This is a genomic window from Streptomyces sp. NPDC033845 (genome assembly GCF_055576225.1).
In genome coordinates this window covers 469727-485416 of sequence record NZ_JBVIRI010000002.1, presented here as the reverse complement: position 1 = coordinate 485416, position 15690 = coordinate 469727, and the positions used below count along the sequence as shown (strand labels likewise).

16 protein-coding genes are annotated in these 15690 nt (G+C 72.0%); 6 read left to right on the top strand and 10 right to left on the bottom strand.

The genetic code is table 11. The features are described 5' to 3' along the window. Positions 1 to 32: 32 nt before the first annotated feature. On the bottom strand, positions 33 to 965 hold the full coding sequence (locus ACZ50K_RS06270; protein WP_468898077.1) for an oxygenase MpaB family protein: 933 nt from the start codon (positions 963 to 965) through the stop codon (positions 33 to 35). A gap of 9 nt (positions 966 to 974) precedes the next feature. After that, entirely contained in the window at positions 975 to 2894 is a 1920-nt protein-coding gene (locus ACZ50K_RS06265) for an NAD-binding protein (RefSeq protein WP_468898494.1), read from the bottom strand. Positions 2895 to 3170: 276 nt separating this feature from the next. Here ACZ50K_RS06265 and ACZ50K_RS06260 point away from each other — a divergent pair, with 276 nt between their 5' ends. Next, complete coding sequence (locus ACZ50K_RS06260) at positions 3171 to 3656, top strand: cation:proton antiporter regulatory subunit (RefSeq protein WP_468898075.1); 486 nt, start codon at positions 3171 to 3173, stop codon at positions 3654 to 3656. A gap of 5 nt (positions 3657 to 3661) precedes the next feature. After that, on the top strand, positions 3662 to 4933 hold the full coding sequence (locus ACZ50K_RS06255) for a cation:proton antiporter (protein WP_468898073.1): 1272 nt from the start codon (positions 3662 to 3664) through the stop codon (positions 4931 to 4933). Positions 4934 to 4979: 46 nt separating this feature from the next. Here ACZ50K_RS06255 and ACZ50K_RS06250 read toward each other — a convergent pair whose 3' ends face one another. Continuing rightward, positions 4980 to 6068 (bottom strand): ABC transporter substrate-binding protein, encoded by a 1089-nt coding sequence (locus tag ACZ50K_RS06250; RefSeq protein WP_468898071.1) that lies wholly within the window; start codon positions 6066 to 6068, stop codon positions 4980 to 4982. A 663-nt stretch (positions 6069 to 6731) separates the two neighbouring features. Between ACZ50K_RS06250 and ACZ50K_RS06245 the strand changes: the two genes are divergently transcribed. From ACZ50K_RS06245 to ACZ50K_RS06235, 3 genes are read left to right on the top strand one after another with little or no spacing between them, the layout of a single operon-like run. Next, positions 6732 to 7067, top strand: coding sequence for an ArsR/SmtB family transcription factor (locus ACZ50K_RS06245; RefSeq protein WP_468898069.1), 336 nt, complete (start codon positions 6732 to 6734; stop codon positions 7065 to 7067). After that, positions 7067 to 7828, top strand: coding sequence for a cation efflux transmembrane domain-containing protein (locus tag ACZ50K_RS06240; protein ID WP_468898067.1), 762 nt, complete (start codon positions 7067 to 7069; stop codon positions 7826 to 7828). Before ACZ50K_RS06245 ends, ACZ50K_RS06240 begins: the two co-directional genes overlap by 1 nt. After that, the gene (locus tag ACZ50K_RS06235) at positions 7825 to 8454 is read left to right on the top strand and encodes a methyltransferase family protein (RefSeq protein ID WP_468898065.1); all 630 of its coding nucleotides are present in this window, start codon (positions 7825 to 7827) and stop codon (positions 8452 to 8454) included. The genes ACZ50K_RS06240 and ACZ50K_RS06235 overlap by 4 nt, the downstream gene beginning before the upstream one ends. A 12-nt stretch (positions 8455 to 8466) precedes the next feature. On the opposite strand, the gene ACZ50K_RS06230 is transcribed toward ACZ50K_RS06235, so the two are convergent. Then, positions 8467 to 9297 (bottom strand): alpha/beta fold hydrolase, encoded by an 831-nt coding sequence (locus ACZ50K_RS06230; RefSeq protein WP_468898063.1) that lies wholly within the window; start codon positions 9295 to 9297, stop codon positions 8467 to 8469. Positions 9298 to 9464: 167 nt separating this feature from the next. On the opposite strand from ACZ50K_RS06230, the gene ACZ50K_RS06225 reads away from it, so the two are divergent. After that, positions 9465 to 10412, top strand: coding sequence for a cation diffusion facilitator family transporter (locus ACZ50K_RS06225; protein WP_468898061.1), 948 nt, complete (start codon positions 9465 to 9467; stop codon positions 10410 to 10412). 246 nt (positions 10413 to 10658) lie between these two features. Here the strand turns inward: ACZ50K_RS06225 and ACZ50K_RS06220 are convergent, their stop codons facing one another. The 6 genes from ACZ50K_RS06220 to ACZ50K_RS06195 all read right to left on the bottom strand — a co-directional run bounded on the left by ACZ50K_RS06220 (position 10659) and on the right by ACZ50K_RS06195 (position 15541). After that, a complete protein-coding gene (locus tag ACZ50K_RS06220) occupies positions 10659 to 11231 on the bottom strand; it encodes a DUF305 domain-containing protein (protein ID WP_468898059.1) in 573 nt (190 codons plus the stop codon). After that, positions 11228 to 11713 carry a DUF3105 domain-containing protein gene (locus ACZ50K_RS06215; RefSeq protein ID WP_468898057.1) on the bottom strand — a complete coding sequence of 162 codons (486 nt, stop codon included), beginning with the start codon at positions 11711 to 11713 and terminating at the stop codon, positions 11228 to 11230. The genes ACZ50K_RS06220 and ACZ50K_RS06215 overlap by 4 nt, the downstream gene beginning before the upstream one ends. Positions 11714 to 11798: 85 nt before the next feature. Next, positions 11799 to 12212: a hypothetical protein gene (locus ACZ50K_RS06210; RefSeq protein WP_468898055.1), complete on the bottom strand. Its 414-nt coding sequence runs from the start codon at positions 12210 to 12212 to the stop codon at positions 11799 to 11801. A gap of 669 nt (positions 12213 to 12881) precedes the next feature. After that, the gene (locus ACZ50K_RS06205; RefSeq protein ID WP_468898053.1) at positions 12882 to 13544 is read right to left on the bottom strand and encodes a CBS domain-containing protein; all 663 of its coding nucleotides are present in this window, start codon (positions 13542 to 13544) and stop codon (positions 12882 to 12884) included. A gap of 10 nt (positions 13545 to 13554) precedes the next feature. Further along, positions 13555 to 14025: a cyclic nucleotide-binding domain-containing protein gene (locus tag ACZ50K_RS06200; protein ID WP_468898051.1), complete on the bottom strand. Its 471-nt coding sequence runs from the start codon at positions 14023 to 14025 to the stop codon at positions 13555 to 13557. 94 nt (positions 14026 to 14119) lie between these two features. Beyond that, positions 14120 to 15541 (bottom strand): MBL fold metallo-hydrolase RNA specificity domain-containing protein, encoded by a 1422-nt coding sequence (locus ACZ50K_RS06195; protein ID WP_468898049.1) that lies wholly within the window; start codon positions 15539 to 15541, stop codon positions 14120 to 14122. Positions 15542 to 15690 lie beyond the last annotated feature (149 nt).

Here is a 15690-nt window from a genome sequence, read left to right as displayed (position 1 = left end):
CCTGGTGTCGCCCCCGTTGTCGTGCTGTGCCGTCATGGCCTCCCCGGCTCGTCCAGTATGGCCGCCCCCCGCCGCAGTGTGTACGCCGAGGGGCGGCTGGTGGGGCCCATGCGACGCATCGCTCTCAAGATGTGACCTGGGGGCAGCTGCCAGCGCAGACCTGCGGGAACGGAGCGCAACAGGAGTCCGGTGAGGCGCAGGCGACGGGTGACGCTGCGGGGGCCGGGAGCGGTCCGGCCGTACAGCCGGTGCGCCCAGCCGGGCAGGCTGCCGTACGCGAGCCTGGCCAGCGGGCGCCACAGCAGTGCGCGGGCCGGGCGCAGCAGCGGGGGGACGGGCGGGCTGCGCAGGAAGGCGTCGACGGCGGCGGCATCGGCTCCGGCGGCCAGCTCCGGGCGGACCCGTTCGAAGTAGCCGGCGAGCTCGGCGACGGTGGCCGGGACCCCGTCGGGGTGCAGGCCGACCAGGCGGGCGTTGACCCGGTTCTCGTCCACGTACCGGTCCGCCTGGGCGGGGGTCAGCGGCACACCGGAGCGGCGCAGGGTGTGGAGGAAGGAGTCGATCTGCGCGCAGTGCACCCAGAGCAGCAGCTCGGGGTCGTCGAGGGGGAAGGGTTCGCCGGTCCCCGGGTCCTCGGCGGTCAGCGAGCGGTGGATCCTGCGGACCCGGGCACCGGCCCGTTCGGCGGCCTCGGTGGTGCCGTAGGTGACGGTGCCGACGAAATCGGCGGTGCGGAGCAGCCGTCCCCAGGCGTCGGTCGCGAAGTCGCTGTTGGCGATCACCCCGCGGACGGCGCGGGGGTGCAGGGCCTGGAGGTAGAGCGCCCGGACCCCGGCGATCCACATGATCGGGTCCCCGTGGCACTGCCAGGTGACGGAGTCCGGCCCGTACAGCCCTCCGTCGGGCTCCGGCCCGGGCTCGGGCGGCGGGCCGTGGTGCGGGGTGGTTCCGGTGTCGGTCCCCATGGGTCCAGCCTACCGACCGGCCCCTGGTACGGGGTCCGGCCGGTTGCCGAGGAGCTCGGCGAGGCCCTGCCGGGTGGCGGCGACCACCACCCGGTCGTGCGCGGCGAGCACATGCCCGGGGTGGAGGTCGAAGAGCAGCCCGCTGTCGTGGCCACGGCCGTCGAGCCGGGTGGTCCGCAGGTCCGGGCGGCGGTCGGCCGGGGCGGTGGTGTCCAGGGCGAGGATCCGCCAGTGGCCCGCGCGGAAGGTGTCGGCGATGGTGCGGCCTTCGAGATGGGGCAGCCCGGCGACGTCCAGGGCCGCGAACAGCAGCACCCGGCGTTCCACCGGGATGGCTCCCAGGATCCGGCGGCCCATCATGGCGCTGGCGAAGGCGGGGGCGGCCAGTGAGGTGACGCTGCGGATCCGGGTCAGGGCCCGGGGGTGGGCGGTGCGCAGGGTGCGGTGCACGGCGTTGGCGAAGTCGTCGTCGTACAGCCGCAGGGCCACCCGGAGGCGGGGGGTGAGCGCGCGGGCGCACAGGATGGCTTCGAGGTTGGTGGTGTCGGAGCTGGTGAGCGCCAGCAGGGCGCGGGCCCGGTCGGTCCGGGCCGCTTCGAGGACCCCTTCCTGGGTGGCGTCGCCCAGGACGACCGGCACCCGCAGGGCCCGGGCCAGGGGAATGCCCCGGGCCTCCGGGTCCTCCTCCACGCAGACCACGGGAATGCCCAGTTCGCGGAGCCGGGCCAGCACCCGGGTGCCGACCTTCCCGAGTCCGAGCATCACCACGTGGTCGGCGGTGCCGCGGGGCGGCCGGCGCAGGGCCGAGGCGGAGCGGAAGGAGCCGAGGGCCTCCAGGACGGCGGCGACCAGCACCGGCAGCAGGAGCAGTCCGACCAGCCCGGTGAAGAGCTGGAGCAGCTGGCGTTCGGTGGGGTCGCCGATGGCGGGCTCGTTGATGGAGAACAGGTCGAGGAGGGTGATGTAGGCGGCGTGCACGGGATGGTCCCCGGTGGTGGCCCACGAGGTGACGGCGATGGCGATCACGGCGGCCGTGAACCCGGCCAGCGACCAGCGCACCCGGCGGGAGAACAGCTCCATCACCGGCAGCCCGGCCGGTCCGAGCCGACGGCGGCCCGGGGGCGGGGCGGTGTGGCTGACGGCTTCGAGCACCAGAGCGCCCCGCCGCGCCGATCCGGCGATCTCGGCGGAGGCGGGCAGCAGTTGGGGGCCGGCCGGGCCGCTGCGGTCCGATCCCTCGGTGCCGGCGGGGTCCTCGGTGGTCGAGGACAGCAGGGCCAGGGTGCACAGTGCGGGCGCGTTGCTCTCGCGGCGCTGCCGCGGGGTGCGTTCCACGGCGCGCAGCAGCAGACCGTCGGCCTGGAGGACCTTGCCGGTGCCGGCCACCACGGTGGCCGCGAGGGCGGGGGCGGCGGTGTCGGCGTCGGAGAGGACCACGGTGCCTTCCAGGCCGTCGGCCCGGGGGGAACCGGTGGTGACGGAACCGGTGGTGACGGAACCGGTGGTGGCACCGGTGGTGGCACCGGTGGCGGTGGCCGTGGCGTCCTCCGGGGCAGCGGCGTCTTCCGGGGCGGTGGCGCTGACGGCGGCGGCCTGGTCGAGGAGTTCGGCGAGGTGTCGGCCCAGTTTGCGGTTGTAGAGGCGGATCACCAGCCGGATCCGGGGGTTGATGCGCCGGGCGGCGAGCGCGGCCCGGATGTTCGTCTCGTCGTCCTCGTAGACGAGGGCGGCGGCCTCGGCCCGCTCCAGGCCGGCCGCGCGGAGGGCGGCGTCGTCCGGGGTGCCGGCCTCGACCGACCGGACGGCCGCCGGGGGCGGCGGGCCGTCGGCGGCGGATCCGGGCCGCAGCAGGGTGACGGACTGCCGGTAGATGTCGTGGAGTTCGCCGGCCAGCCGGACGGCGAGCGCGTCGTCACCACAGACCAGCATCCGCGCGGACGGCACCTGCGACCGCACCCCCGACAGTGACGACACCGGTACCCGCTCCCCTCCCCCAACCCGCCCGCACCCGACGTGACCTGCGGCGGGTGCCATGTCCCCGCCGCAGCCTGCCCCGCCGCGGCGGTGCTGTCCATCCGTGCTGACACCCATATCGTCCGGCCCGCGCGGGATGGCACGATGGGCCCGTGCCGGGCCCGGGCTCCTGCCGCGAGCCGGCCGGCACCGCACCACAGTCGATGAACAAGAGCAAGGGGGGACAGAGCTGTGCCCGCTCCACGGATGCGCACCACACCGCTGCCCGGAATCGGTGTCCAGTACGACCTCACCACCCGGGAGCACCGGCACCTGTCGGTGGTCGCCCACCGGGACGGCACCCGGACGGTGAACGTCTACCGCGCCGACGACCCCGACGCCTGCGCCCAGTCCCTGCACCTCAGCGGGGCGGAGACCACCGCGCTCATCGACGCGCTGATGCCGGCCCACCACAGCCCCAACCTGCTGCACACCACCGATCTCGGGCTGGTCGCCGAGCGGATCGAACTGTCCGCCCACTCCCACTGGAACGGCCGGCTGCTGGGCGAGACCCGGATGCGCACCGAGACGGGCGTGTCGATCGTGGCGGTGCTCCGGCGGGCCGAGGCCCGCCCCTCCCCGGCACCCGATTTCCGGCTGGCCGGCGGGGACACCCTGATCGTGATCGGCACCCGTGAGGGCGTCGACGCGGCCGCCTCGATCCTCGGACGGGAGTGACGCCCGTGCACTCCGCGGTGTTCCTCATAGAGTTCGGCGCCATCATCCTCGGTCTGGGCCTGCTGGGCCGGCTGGCCGGCCGCTTCCACTTCTCGCCCATCCCCCTCTACCTGCTGGCCGGGCTGGCCTTCGGCACCGGCGGGCTGCTGCCCATGGGGGCGAGCGAGGAGTTCGTGGCGATCGGCGCCGAGATCGGCGTCATCCTGCTGCTGCTGATGCTGGGTCTGGAGTACACGGCCAGCGATCTGGTGTCCAACCTCAAGACCCAGTACCCGGCCGGGCTGGTCGACTTCGGCCTGAACGCGGTACCGGGCGCGGTGGCCGCGCTGCTGATGGGCTGGGGGCCGGTGGCCGCGGTGGTCCTGGCCGGGGTCACCTGGATCTCCTCCTCCGGGGTGATCGCGAAGGTGATGGGCGATCTGGGCCGGGTCGGCAACCGGGAGACCCCGGTGATCCTGTCGATCCTGGTCCTCGAAGACCTGGCCATGGCCGTGTACCTGCCCATCGTCACCGCCCTGCTGGCCGGGGTCAGCCTGGCCGCGGGCAGCATCACCCTGGCCATCGCCCTCGGGGTGGCCGGGGCGGTCCTCTTCGTCGCGGTCCGCTACGGGCGGCTGATCTCCCGGTTCGTCTCCAGTGACGACCCGGAGAAGCTGCTGCTCGTGGTCCTCGGTCTGACCCTGCTGGTCGCGGGCATCGCCCAGCAGCTCCAGGTGTCCGCCGCCGTGGGCGCGTTCCTCGTCGGCATCGCGCTCTCCGGCGAGGTCGCCGAGGGCACCCACACCCTGCTGAGCCCGCTGCGCGACCTGTTCGCCGCCGTGTTCTTCGTCTTCTTCGGCCTGCACACCGATCCGGCCAGCATCCCGCCGGTGCTGCTGCCCGCGCTCGCCCTGGCGGTGGTCACCGCCGGTACGAAGATCGCCACCGGCTACTGGGCGGCGAAACGGGCCGGGGTCGGGGTCAAGGGACGCTGGCGGGCCGGTGGCACGCTGGTGGCCCGCGGCGAGTTCTCCATCGTCATCGCCGGTCTCGCGGTGACCGCGGGGGTCGAACCCGAGCTGGGACCGCTGGCCACCGCCTACGTGCTGCTCCTGGTGGTCATCGGACCGCTCACCGCCCGCTACACCGAGCCCGCGGCCGTCTGGTTCGCGCGACGCCGGGACGGCGGGGTCCCCGCGCCCGCCGGGCTGCCGGTGGTGCCGTCCCCGGCCAAGTCCGCCGAGGCGGCCGAGGCGCCTGAGGCTGCTCCGGAGCAGGACCCGGCCGCCCGGACCTGAGGGCGGGCACCCCGGGGCCCCGGGCCCGCTCTGGCCTCCGGCCCGGTCAGCCGGTGTACAGGGTCCGGAAGCGGCCGGGTGCCGCCGGATCCCGGTCGGCGACCTGGACCGGCGGCCACGCCCACTGCCACACACCGGTGCCCGGCGCCCGCGCGAACCGGATCTCGCCCCGGCTGCCCTCGACCGCCAGGTGCGGCCAGGATCCGGCGACGGCCGCCCGGTCCGTGCCGTGGGTGCGGAGCGCCTCGGCGAGGACGGTGCCGGTGTCGTAGCCCTCGTAGGCGACGAAGGACGGGATCCGGCCCAGCCGTTCGCGGAGGGCGGCCCCGACCCGGGTGCCCAACGGGCCGAACCGCTCGGGCAGATAGCGCAGGAACGGGATTCCGGCGCCGTCCGCGCCGAGCGCCTCCGCCCAGTCGGGCAGTTCGGGCTGTCCGGCCGGGGCGCCGATCAGAAGGCCGTCCAGCCGCCGGTCGCCGCGGACCGCGCGGACGATCGGCACCGCCGGTTCCGGATGCCCGGCCAACAGCAGGAGCGCGGTCGCGCCGTGGGCGAGGACCTCCCCGCCCACGGCGGCGGGCGGCAGCCCGCGGAGGTCCAGTTCGGCCAGGGTGGCGCCCCCGGCGGCGAGCCGCTCCCGCAGGATCCGGGTCCCGGCCGACCAGTACGCGCTCGGCTCGGCCGCGACGGCGACCCGGGAGTGCCCCGCGCCGAGCAGGTACTCCGAGTAGACGCGCCAGCCGTGCGACTGCGCGGGCGCGATCCGGGCCACCCACGGGCTCTGCCGCTCGGTGATCCCGTCGAGCACCGCGGAGGAGCAGAGATACGGCAGCCCCAGGGCGTCCGCCCGAGCGGCGACCGCCCGGGCGACCACGCTGTGGTACTCCCCCGCCAGCGCGGCCACGCCGAGCCCGGCCAGTTCCGTCACGGCCGCCTCGGCCCGGCGCGGATCGGCCGCGGTGTCCCGTACCAGCAGTTCCAGCGGCCGGCCGCCGATCCCGCCGGCCCCGTTCGCCTGCTGGACGGCCAGTTCGAGCCCGGCGAGCAGTTGCCGACCCGCCTCCACCCAGCCGGGCCGCGTCAGCGGAACCAGGACCCCGATCCGCACGCCGCCCGGCCGTACCGCTGTGCCCATCCGCTGAACTCCCCGCACGAGGTCTCCGCCGCCGCCGGCCATTGCACCCGCTCCCCGTCCGTCCGGCAACTGGATACTTCCTTGCCGGACAACTCCTTCCGTCACACAAGTGTCACTTCGGAATCGAGCATGTCCCTGCCCTGTTGCCCGAGCCATGGCTCGGCGCGCAGTTCACTGAACTCACGTCCCACGGGAGCATCAAGGGTGTCTGGAATCCACGGCACCTTCGCCGAGTTGCTTCGCTCAAGCTCGTCCAGTGCTCAAGCGTGGATCTCGGCCACCTTCATCGCCAGCCTCCACAGCATTGCTCCGCTTGTTCCCCGACGAGCATCCGGACAGCCGGGTCACCATGGCGGTACCCGGCCGGAGCCGTGACTCCGGGCCTGAGCAAGGGCCGGACCGCCGGAACCGTCGAAGGGACGACCGCGGCGTGTTCCGTCGCCGGAACGCACGCCTTACACGCCTCGGCCAGCATTCAGCGGCGCCCGCCTTCACGGCCGCGGACCGCGCGTCCCGACCTGCGCTCTTCACGCTGCCGCGGCTGTGACAGCTGAGGACCGGCCCGTATTCGAGGCCCTGGTGCTCGCCGCGGGCGGACCGCTCGCCCGCCCCACCCGAGAGTTCAGGATTTCCTGAATTCATAAGTCGATGTACTGTCGAGGTGTGCTGAACATCGCCGAAGACATCGAGGTCCTGGCGCGCTTCGGGCGCGCGCTGGCCGATCCCATCCGCTGCCGTCTGCTCCTCGAGATCCGCGAGGCTCCGGCGCACCCTTCCGACCTCGCCGACAAGCTGGGCATCTCCCGCACCCGGCTGTCCAACCACCTCGCCTGCCTGCGCGACTGCGGCCTCGTCGTCGCCGTCCCCGAAGGCCGTCGCACCCGTTACGAGTTGGCCGACCCCCGGCTCGGCCATGCCCTGGACGACCTGCGCTCCGCGGTGGTCACGGTGGCCGCCGACCGGACCTGTGCCGAGGCGGACGAGGAGGGGTGCTGCTGATGGCGACCTTGTCGCTCGGCCCCTCACCGGCCCGGCGCGATGTGCTGGCCCGTCGCATACGTCTGCTCGTGGCCCTCACGATCACGTACAACGTCATCGAGGCGGTCGTCGCCCTCACCGCGGGCACCACGGCCTCCTCCACCGCCCTGATCGGATTCGGTCTCGACTCGATCATCGAGGTCTCCTCCGCCTCGGCGGTCGCCTGGCAGTTCTCCGCCAAGGACCACGCCGTCCGGGAGGCCCGTGAGCACCGGGCGCTGAGGATCATCGCCGTCTCCTTCTTCGCGCTCGCCGCCTACGTCGCTGTCGACGCCGTGCGGGCGCTGACCGGCGCGGGCGAGGCGTCTTCCTCCGTGCCGGGCATCGTCCTGGCCGCCCTGTCGCTCGCGGTGATGCCGTTCCTGTCCGCCGCCCAGCGCAGGGCGGGGCGCGAGCTGGGCTCCGCGTCGGCCGTGGCCGACTCCAAGCAGACCCTGCTCTGCACCTACCTGTCCGCCGTCGTCCTCGCCGGCCTCGTCCTCAACGCCACTCTCGGCTGGACCTGGGCGGACCCGATCGCCGCCCTCGTCATCGCCGCCATCGCCGTCAAGGAAGGCCGCGACGCGTGGCAGGGCAAGGGCTGCTGCGCACCCACCCCGCCGGGAGCACGGCCCGCGCCCTCCGCCGCAGAGGGCGGAGGCTGCGCTGCCGGGCCGGCCAGCACGTGCTGCAGCACCGATGCGAAGGTGAGGACGAAGGTGAAGACGGAGGAGGAGCGGTGAACAAGTGGGCATGGACCGCACTGGCGTTGTTCGCCCTGTGGGCGGTGACCGCGTTCGGCATTCGCGCCGCCGTGCAACGGCGCCGCACCGGTGACGCCGGCTTCCGGGGCATCTCGGGCCGGCCCGGATCCGCCTCGTGGTGGGCCGGCGTCCTCTTCGTCCTCGCGCTCCTGGGCGGAGCTGCGGCTCCCGCCGCCGCACTCGCCGGAATGCCCGCGCTGCCCGGCGCGGGCGACAGTACGGCCCTTCGTTGGACGGGGCTCGCCGTGGCCCTGGCGGGGATGGCCGCCACGCTGGTCGCGCAGAGCGGGATGGGCACCTCCTGGCGCGTCGGCGTGGACGCCATCGAGCGCACGGAACTCGTGACCTCCGGACTCTTCGCGTACGTACGCAACCCGGTCTTCACCGCCATGACCGTGACCGCCGCGGGGCTGGCGCTGATGGTGCCGAACGGCTTGGCCGTCCTCGCGTGGCTCGTCCTCATCCTCGCCATCGAGCTCCAGGTCCGTGTGGTGGAGGAGCCGTACCTGGCCGGGGTCCACGGCCGTGCGTACGTCGACTACACCGCGCGGGCAGGCCGGTTCGTACCCGTCGTCGGCCGGCACGCCGACACCGCCGGGGCCTGATCGAGACCGGGCTCAGGAAGGCGTGAGGAAACGGAGGATGGCGGCCGTGGCCTCAGCGGGGTGGGTGAGCAGCCCGCCGTGCGCCCCGGGAAGCGTCATGAACGTGCCCTGCGGCAATGCCTCTGCCGCGACCTTGGCAGCACGTGGCGGGAAGTACAGGTCGGCCTCGAAGGCCAGCACCAGTACGGGCACGAGCACATCGGCCAGGGCAGCCATCCGGCCCGGGTCGCGCAACCAGCCGTCCGCCGCGGTCGACTGTCCGACCGCGCCGTCCGGCGACGCCCATACGTCCTCCTGGGCACCCAGCAGCTCCAGCCATCCGCGTACTTGCTTCTCGTCTTCCAGCAGCACCTGGCCAGGCAGCGTGGTGAGGAGAGTCTGCAGCCGCAGGAACGCCGCGGGGAGCCGACCGGTCGCCCCGATCAGCTCGGCTTCGGCGTCCAACACCGCCTCCAGCACTCCCGTCACGGGCCCCGCGCCGGCCATCAGCACCATCGACCGCACGAGGTCGGGGCGCGCACGGACCAGCAGTTCGGCCGTGAAGCTCCCCAGTGAATACCCGATCACCACAGCACTCCGGATGCCGAGCACGTCCAGCAGGCCAGCGAGATCACCGGCCATGTCGGCCATCGAGTACGGAGCGGGCGGGGCATCGGAGGGAGCCACGCCTCGCGCCGCGTACGTCACCACTTCGCAGCCCGCGTCCACCAGCGCATCCCGGAGCCCGCACAGCTCCCAGGCGACCGGCGGCATACCGGTCCCACCCACCAGGACCACCGGCTGCCCGGCCCCCCGCCGCTCATAGGCGATCCGGACCCCACCGTCCAGCACGACCGACTCCATACCCACGCCCTCCCGATGCGGTGAACCGACTCTCCCATCATCGGTACGGCCACCGAAGTCGGAAGGCCCTTGCCGGAACATGCCCGTGGCGTCCGCGGCTTCGGGCCCCACCACTGCCAGGCTGACCACGGGCTCAGCCGGCGCCACAGACCAGGAGGAACAGCACCATGGGACACGGCCACAGCCACGGCTCCCCGCCCGAGAACGACGGTGGTGACGGGCACGCCCACGGCCCGCGGATCGGCAGCGCCGGCGAGCGCCACCAAAAGCCGTTGGCCATCGCCTTCTCCATCACCGCGGCGTACGCCCTGGTGGAGGTCGTGGCCGGCGTCATCACCGGCTCCCTGGCCCTGATCAGCGACGCCGCCCACATGGGCACCGACGTCCTGGGCCTCGGCCTGGCCCTCGCCGCGATCCGTCTCGCGAAGCGACCGGCATCGGGCCAGCGCACGTACGGCACCTACAGACTCGAAGTCCTGGCCGCGGTCATCAACGGCCTCCTGCTGTTCGGCGTGGCCTTCTACGTCCTCTACGAAGCCGTGCAACGCTTCCGCGACCCGTCCGAGGTCCCCGGCCTCCCCGTGCTGCTCGTCGCCGTCATCGGCCTCGTCATCAACCTCATCTCCTTCCGCCTGCTCACCGCCGGCGCCAAGGAGAGCCTCAACGTCAAGGGCGCCTACTTCGAAGTCCTCGCCGACATGCTCGGTTCCATCGGTGTGATCATCGGAGCCCTCGTCATCTGGACCACCGGCTTCGAGTACGCCGACCCGATCATCGGCGCCGCCATCGGCCTGTTCATCCTGCCGCGCACCTGGAAGCTGATGCGCCAGGCGCTGCGGATCATCATGGAAGTGGCGCCACCCGACGTCGACGTCGAGGCGGCGGAACGCGACCTCGCCGCCATCCCCGGCGTCCAGCAGGTGCACGACCTGCACATCTGGACCATCACCAGCGGCATGGAAGCGGCATCGGCACACGTGATGATCAAGGACGGCGCCGACTGGCACGCCGTCCTCGACCAGAGCCGCGAGATCCTCGCCGAGCGGTACGGCGTCACGCACCCCACGATCCAGGTAGAGCCCGCCGACCACACGGAGGAGCCGGTCGGATTCTGACCGAACCGTCGGGCAGCAAGCCGGTCAGGAGTTGGCGCCGGCGCCCTTGGCCAGCAGCGGGAGGTCCTTCACGAACGAGTCGATCGGCGTTCCGCTGGTGCAGAGAACACCGGGGGCGGCCCGCCCGCGTGGTCAGTGATGCGGAGACGGAGCAGGAGCCGATGGTGCCGGCGGTGACGGCGAGTCGGGCGCGGGCATCGCGCCGCGCCGGGCGAGCATCTGGGTCATCAGGTCGACCTCCGACTGCTATGCCCTGTCGATGCCTTCGGCCAGCGCCTTGACCTGGGGGTCCTTCGCCTGCTTGACCGCGGCCTGCGCCATCGCGACGCCGCCTTGGTGGTGGGGGATCATCAGCTGGAGGTACAGGACTTCGGCGTCACGCCCCTTGGCGTTCCTCAGACGGGCGAGCTGTTCGCGGGTCGCCATGCCGGGCATCTCTGTGGCGGCCATGCCGCTGCCGTGGCCCTCCATCCACGCCATCGCCCCATCGGCGGAGACCTTGGGGGCCTGCCACATGTCCAGCCGGCCCAGCATCATGCCGCGTTGGTTGGCCCGGGTGTTGATGACGTCGAAGGCAAGGGTGCGGACTTCCTCGTCATCGGTGTTGTCCCGGACGAGGAAGGACATCTCCACCGCCTGCTGGTGGTGGACGGCCATGTCGCGGGAGAACCCCGTGTCCGCCGCGGTGGCAACAGCCGGTGTCGCACTCGCCTGCCGATCAGTGGGGGTGGCGAGTGCCACGGCCACGGCCGTCGCACACAGCAACAGCCAGCCCGCGCCCCATGCCATCCAGCGCGACTGGTGCTTGGAACCGGTCACGCCGACAGGCCGTTCGTGCCGGTCTTCTTCACCTGCTCCCCCAGCGACTTGACGTCCTCCGGGGCTGCCTTGTCGCTGTACGTGATCCAGACGGCACCGTGTTCGAGGGCGTGGACGGCGTTCTCCTGCCGGACCTCCTTCTCGTACACGTCGCCGTTGCAGTTCATCCATGCCTGGGCGTGGTCACCGCCGGCGGCCGGGGTCATGGGGTAGGTCACCGGTTGCGCGACGTGGTTCTGGGTGAGCTTGTCCCATGACTTCTCACCGGAGATGGGCGCCTTCTTGACCGCTTCCTGCTTCTTCTCCTCTCCCTTGACCGTGAAGAGGAAGAACGTGGTGGCGCCGGCCAGCACGACGAAGACGAGGGCGCAGACGGTGATGGTGATGATCTTGTTGCGGCGTTCGCGTGCGGCATCGGCGCGGCGCATCTCGTCGAGTTTGGCGCGTCGGGCCGCGGCAGCGGAGTTCTTGGGCAGGGGCATGTCGATTCCTTCACTCGCCGGACGGGGCTGCGGTTGCAGGATGGGGCGGCAGCCGCACGGCACGGTGCGGTGCGGCGGGACCTGCCTAGATCCGCAGGACCTGCAGAGCGTGCAGGTCGATACCGCTCGGGTCGGCCGAGGAGGCGATCCCCGGCCCCGCTCGCGACGGGGCCGGTGTCACCAGGTGTCCACCGGCGGGTACCACGGCGTCATCCGGAAGCGGGACGATGGTCTGCGGCAGGTGCTGCAGACCGGTGAGACAGGGATCGCCCGGCTGGTGGTGCACGCACCACGCCGCGTCTCCCATCGGACCGGCGTGTTCCGCGCCGACAGCGGTGGTCGGCGCCGAAACCGACGACCTTACGGCGGCCGTGGCGAGAGCAGGCCGGTGGCACACCGTGACGGCGAGCAGGAGTGCGGCAACGCAGCACAACCAGCTCAGCAGCATGCGCCACCGCGACGCCCGGGTGGGCGGCGGGAGCGTCGATGTGATCGTCATGGTGGGCAGATCCTAGTGAAAGCGGAGGCAACAGCGCTGGGAGCAGCGCGAATTCACAGGGTCCTGGCTGCTTCCAGGGCGTCGGCCAGGGCCTGCGGGGTGCGGGTCGACAGGTAGACGATGGATCCGGGCGCAGCTGCAGACTATCTCGGCATTCCTGCCAGCTGGCACAGCTCACACATCAAGCAGTCAAGGCTTCCGAGCCATTGACACTACGGTTACAGCCGGGAAAGACTGCGTGAGGCATTCTCGCGTCTCGTGTCATGCGCACCTGCCGAATCGACTGCCATCGACTATCGCGCCCGGCGTCTACGCCATATGGACTGGACTCTCACCGCGCGGGACGGGGAGCTAATCTCGATTCGAATATCGAAAAAAGACGAGGGCCTGTCGCCTTCCAAGTCAATTCTGCTTCCCTTGGACGAGTCACTGCGCGATGTTGCTTCTACCTTCATCTGGTCTCGCGTGACGGGCAGTGAATGGTGCCTCGCTCCGACCATCGGCGCCCCGGAGTCCCCTGCGGAGCGCCGGCTCACTCAGATCGAGAACCGGCGGCTTCAGGCCATCACGCGCTCAGACTCTCGGCGAGGCCGGCTCCTGCAGGAAGCGCTCACAGAATTTGCAGCCACGCTGAGTTCCAGTTAGGTCGTTCTCCGCCCGGGCAGGGTGTCAGGAACTGGTGCTGTCGGCTGGGTGATCGAGCTGGCAGTGGACGTCCACTATGCCCTCGACGGAGTGGGTGAGGCGTTCGGCCACGGGGATCAGGCTGCCGTCGCGAACCTCGCCGGTCAGGGTGGCGATCCCCTGGAACACGGTGATCTTGACCGCCTCGTGGGAGAGGGGGAAGAGGCGGTCGATGACCGTTCGGCGGATCTCGGTGGCCAGGTCTTCATCGGTGCGGAGGAACACCTGGAGGAGGTCGGCGCGGCTGACGATGCCCTGGAGGGTGCCGTCGGCGTCGACCACCGGGAGGCGCTTGATGTGCCGGTCGGCCATGAGGCGGGCGGCTTGGGGCAGGGTGGCGTCGGGGCGGATCGTGACGGCCGGGGTGGTCATCATGTTCTCGGCCCGGGTGGAGCCGGCCTTGGCGGTGTCGCCCAGGCGGCGCATCTGCTCGATCAAGCCGGGGCGGTGCTCGTGGAACTCCTCCTTGGGGAGGAGATCGGCCTCGGAGACCACGCCGACCACGTGGCCCTCGCCCTCGATGACGGGGAGGGCAGTGACCTTCCATCGTTCCATCGCGGTGGCGATGTCCTTGAAGCCGGTCGATGGGGTGATGGCGATGACCTTGGTGGTCATGACGTCGGCGACGGTGTACGGGGTGGAGGTCATGGCGGGGTCCTCAGCGTGCGTAGGCGAGCGGGGTGCCGCTGCCGTGAGGGGCGAACAGGTCGAGGAGCCGGGTGCGGGCGGAGTCGAGCCGGTCGGCGATGACGGCGGCCACGGCGATGGAGACGGACCGGCCGACGGCGGAGTCCTCGTTGCACAGTTCGCGTACGGCCGCGGCGTCGAATTCCAGGGCGCGTACCTCGTGGGAGGCGGTGGCGCCGAGGTGCCAGCTGTAGGGAGGGAACATCCAGGACCAGCCGAGGAGCTCGCCGTAGCCGAGGGTGTCGACGACCACGTTCTTGTGGCCGGGGACGTGGGTGTCGAGGTCCACGGTGCCGCACTTGATGATCCAGAACTTCTCGGCCCGTCGACGTTCGTTGAAGATGCGCGTGCCGGCCGGGAAGGTCACCTGGTGGGAGTGGGCGAGCAGAGCCTCGCGGGCTTCGGGGGCCATCGCTTCGAGGATGGTGTGCATGGTGCTCATGGAGTGCCTCCAACCCTTCGCATCCACCCTGCTCGGCGGGCCGCCGTGCCCGGGAGGGCCGCGCGGTGCACACCGAGGGACCGCCCGGCCCACCTCAGCGGACCAGGACGGCCTCCCCGGACTTGGGTACGACGGCCGTCCAGCCCAGCTCGTGGTCGATGCGGTCCCGCAGGGTTTCGGCGGCGGTCTCCTCGCCGTGGACGAGGTAGGTGGTGTGGGGGGCCGGGGCGTCTCGCAGCCAGTCGATGATCTGGTCGGCGTCGGCGTGTGCGGAGAAGTGCGGGACGTCGGCGACCTCGGCGCGTACGGGGACGTACTCGCCGAACATCTTGAGTGTGCGGGCGCCGTCCACGAGGTCGCGGGAGCGGGTGCCGGCGGCGGCGAAGCCGACGATGACCACGGCGTTGCGGGGGTCGGGCAGGATCCGGTGGAGGTGGTGCAGGACGCGGCCGCCGGTGGCCATGCCGGCGGACGAGACGATGACCGCCGGGCCTGTGGAGTTGTTGATGTCGATCGACTCCTGGACGGTCCGGGCGGCCAGGAAGGGCTCCGGGTTGATCGCCGCCTCGCCCTGGGCGAGGATCTCGGGACGCAGCTCGGGCGAGTGGGACCGGACGGCGTTGCGGTAGACGTCGAGGGCCGCGAGGGCCATGGGGCTGTCGACGTAGACGGGTACGTGGCGGGGCAGGGTGCCGTCGCTGCGCAGGGTGGCCAGCTCGTGCAGGACGACCTCGGTGCGGTCGATCGCGAAGGCCGGGATGACCACGGTCCCGCCCCGGGACAGCGCACGGGTGATCACCGAGGCGAATTCCCGGCGGGCGCTCTCGTGGTCGTGGCGGCGGTTGCCGTAGGTCGACTCCATCAGCAGGACGTCGGCGCCGGAGAACGGCTCCGGCGGCAGCAGGAGCGGGTGGCCGGGGCGGCCGAGGTCGCCGCTGACGGCGAGGGTGTGGCCGTCCTCCAGGGTCAGGTGCGCCCAGGCGGAGCCGAGGATGTGCCCACCGTGGTGCAGCATCAGCTTCGTGCCGGCCATGATCTCGATCTCGCTGCCCACCGGTACCGGGTCGAAGTACGTGATCGTGTGCTCGACATCGTCATCGTCGTAGAGCGGCTTGGCGGGGCGGTGCTTGGACCAGCCGTGCTGGTTGGCGTGCTCGGCGGCTTCCATCTGGAGGCGGGCGCTGTCGCGGAGCACGATCTCGGCGAGCCTGGCGGTGTGGGCGCTGGTCAGGATCGGGCCGCGGAAGCCGTGCCGGACCAGTCGAGGCAGGTAGCCGCAGTGGTCCAGGTGGGCGTGGGTCACGACGACGGCGTGGATGTCGGAGGCGTCGCAGGGCAGCTTGTCCCAGTTGCGGCGGCGCAGGTCCGCGACACCCTGGAAGAGTCCGCAGTCGACGAGGATCCGGGCGTGGTCGCTCTCGACCAGGAACTTGCTGCCGGTGACCGTCCGCACTCCGCCGAGGAACCTCAGCAGGGCCGGGCGCGCGGAAGCAGGTGACGGGGCTGACTGGGACATGGCAGCAGCCCTCCTTTCGGAACGGATACCGGTCTCCACCGTCGCACCGGAACGTGCTGGCCGCTGGGGACCTACCGGGCCCTGGTGGGGGCCGACCGGCCCAAGCGCGACGGAGGAACACAGGCACAGCCTGATGGTGCCCCCCTCCC

What these genes read in the sequence shown, in the direction of transcription:
- ACZ50K_RS06270 (WP_468898077.1), bottom strand. Translation starts at nt 965, where the DNA reads ATGGGGACCGACACCGGAACCACCCCGCACCACGGCCCGCCGCCCGAG.
- ACZ50K_RS06265 (WP_468898494.1), bottom strand. Translation starts at nt 2,894, where the DNA reads ATGCTGGTCTGTGGTGACGACGCGCTCGCCGTCCGGCTGGCCGGCGAA.
- ACZ50K_RS06250 (WP_468898071.1), bottom strand. Translation starts at nt 6,068, where the DNA reads ATGGGCACAGCGGTACGGCCGGGCGGCGTGCGGATCGGGGTCCTGGTT.
- ACZ50K_RS06240 (WP_468898067.1), top strand. Translation starts at nt 7,067, where the DNA reads ATGGCGACCTTGTCGCTCGGCCCCTCACCGGCCCGGCGCGATGTGCTG.
- ACZ50K_RS06230 (WP_468898063.1), bottom strand. Translation starts at nt 9,297, where the DNA reads ATGGAGTCGGTCGTGCTGGACGGTGGGGTCCGGATCGCCTATGAGCGG.
- ACZ50K_RS06225 (WP_468898061.1), top strand. Translation starts at nt 9,465, where the DNA reads ATGGGACACGGCCACAGCCACGGCTCCCCGCCCGAGAACGACGGTGGT.
- ACZ50K_RS06215 (WP_468898057.1), bottom strand. Translation starts at nt 11,713, where the DNA reads ATGCCCCTGCCCAAGAACTCCGCTGCCGCGGCCCGACGCGCCAAACTC.
- ACZ50K_RS06210 (WP_468898055.1), bottom strand. Translation starts at nt 12,212, where the DNA reads ATGACGATCACATCGACGCTCCCGCCGCCCACCCGGGCGTCGCGGTGG.
- ACZ50K_RS06205 (WP_468898053.1), bottom strand. Translation starts at nt 13,544, where the DNA reads ATGACCTCCACCCCGTACACCGTCGCCGACGTCATGACCACCAAGGTC.
- ACZ50K_RS06200 (WP_468898051.1), bottom strand. Translation starts at nt 14,025, where the DNA reads ATGAGCACCATGCACACCATCCTCGAAGCGATGGCCCCCGAAGCCCGC.
- ACZ50K_RS06195 (WP_468898049.1), bottom strand. Translation starts at nt 15,541, where the DNA reads ATGTCCCAGTCAGCCCCGTCACCTGCTTCCGCGCGCCCGGCCCTGCTG.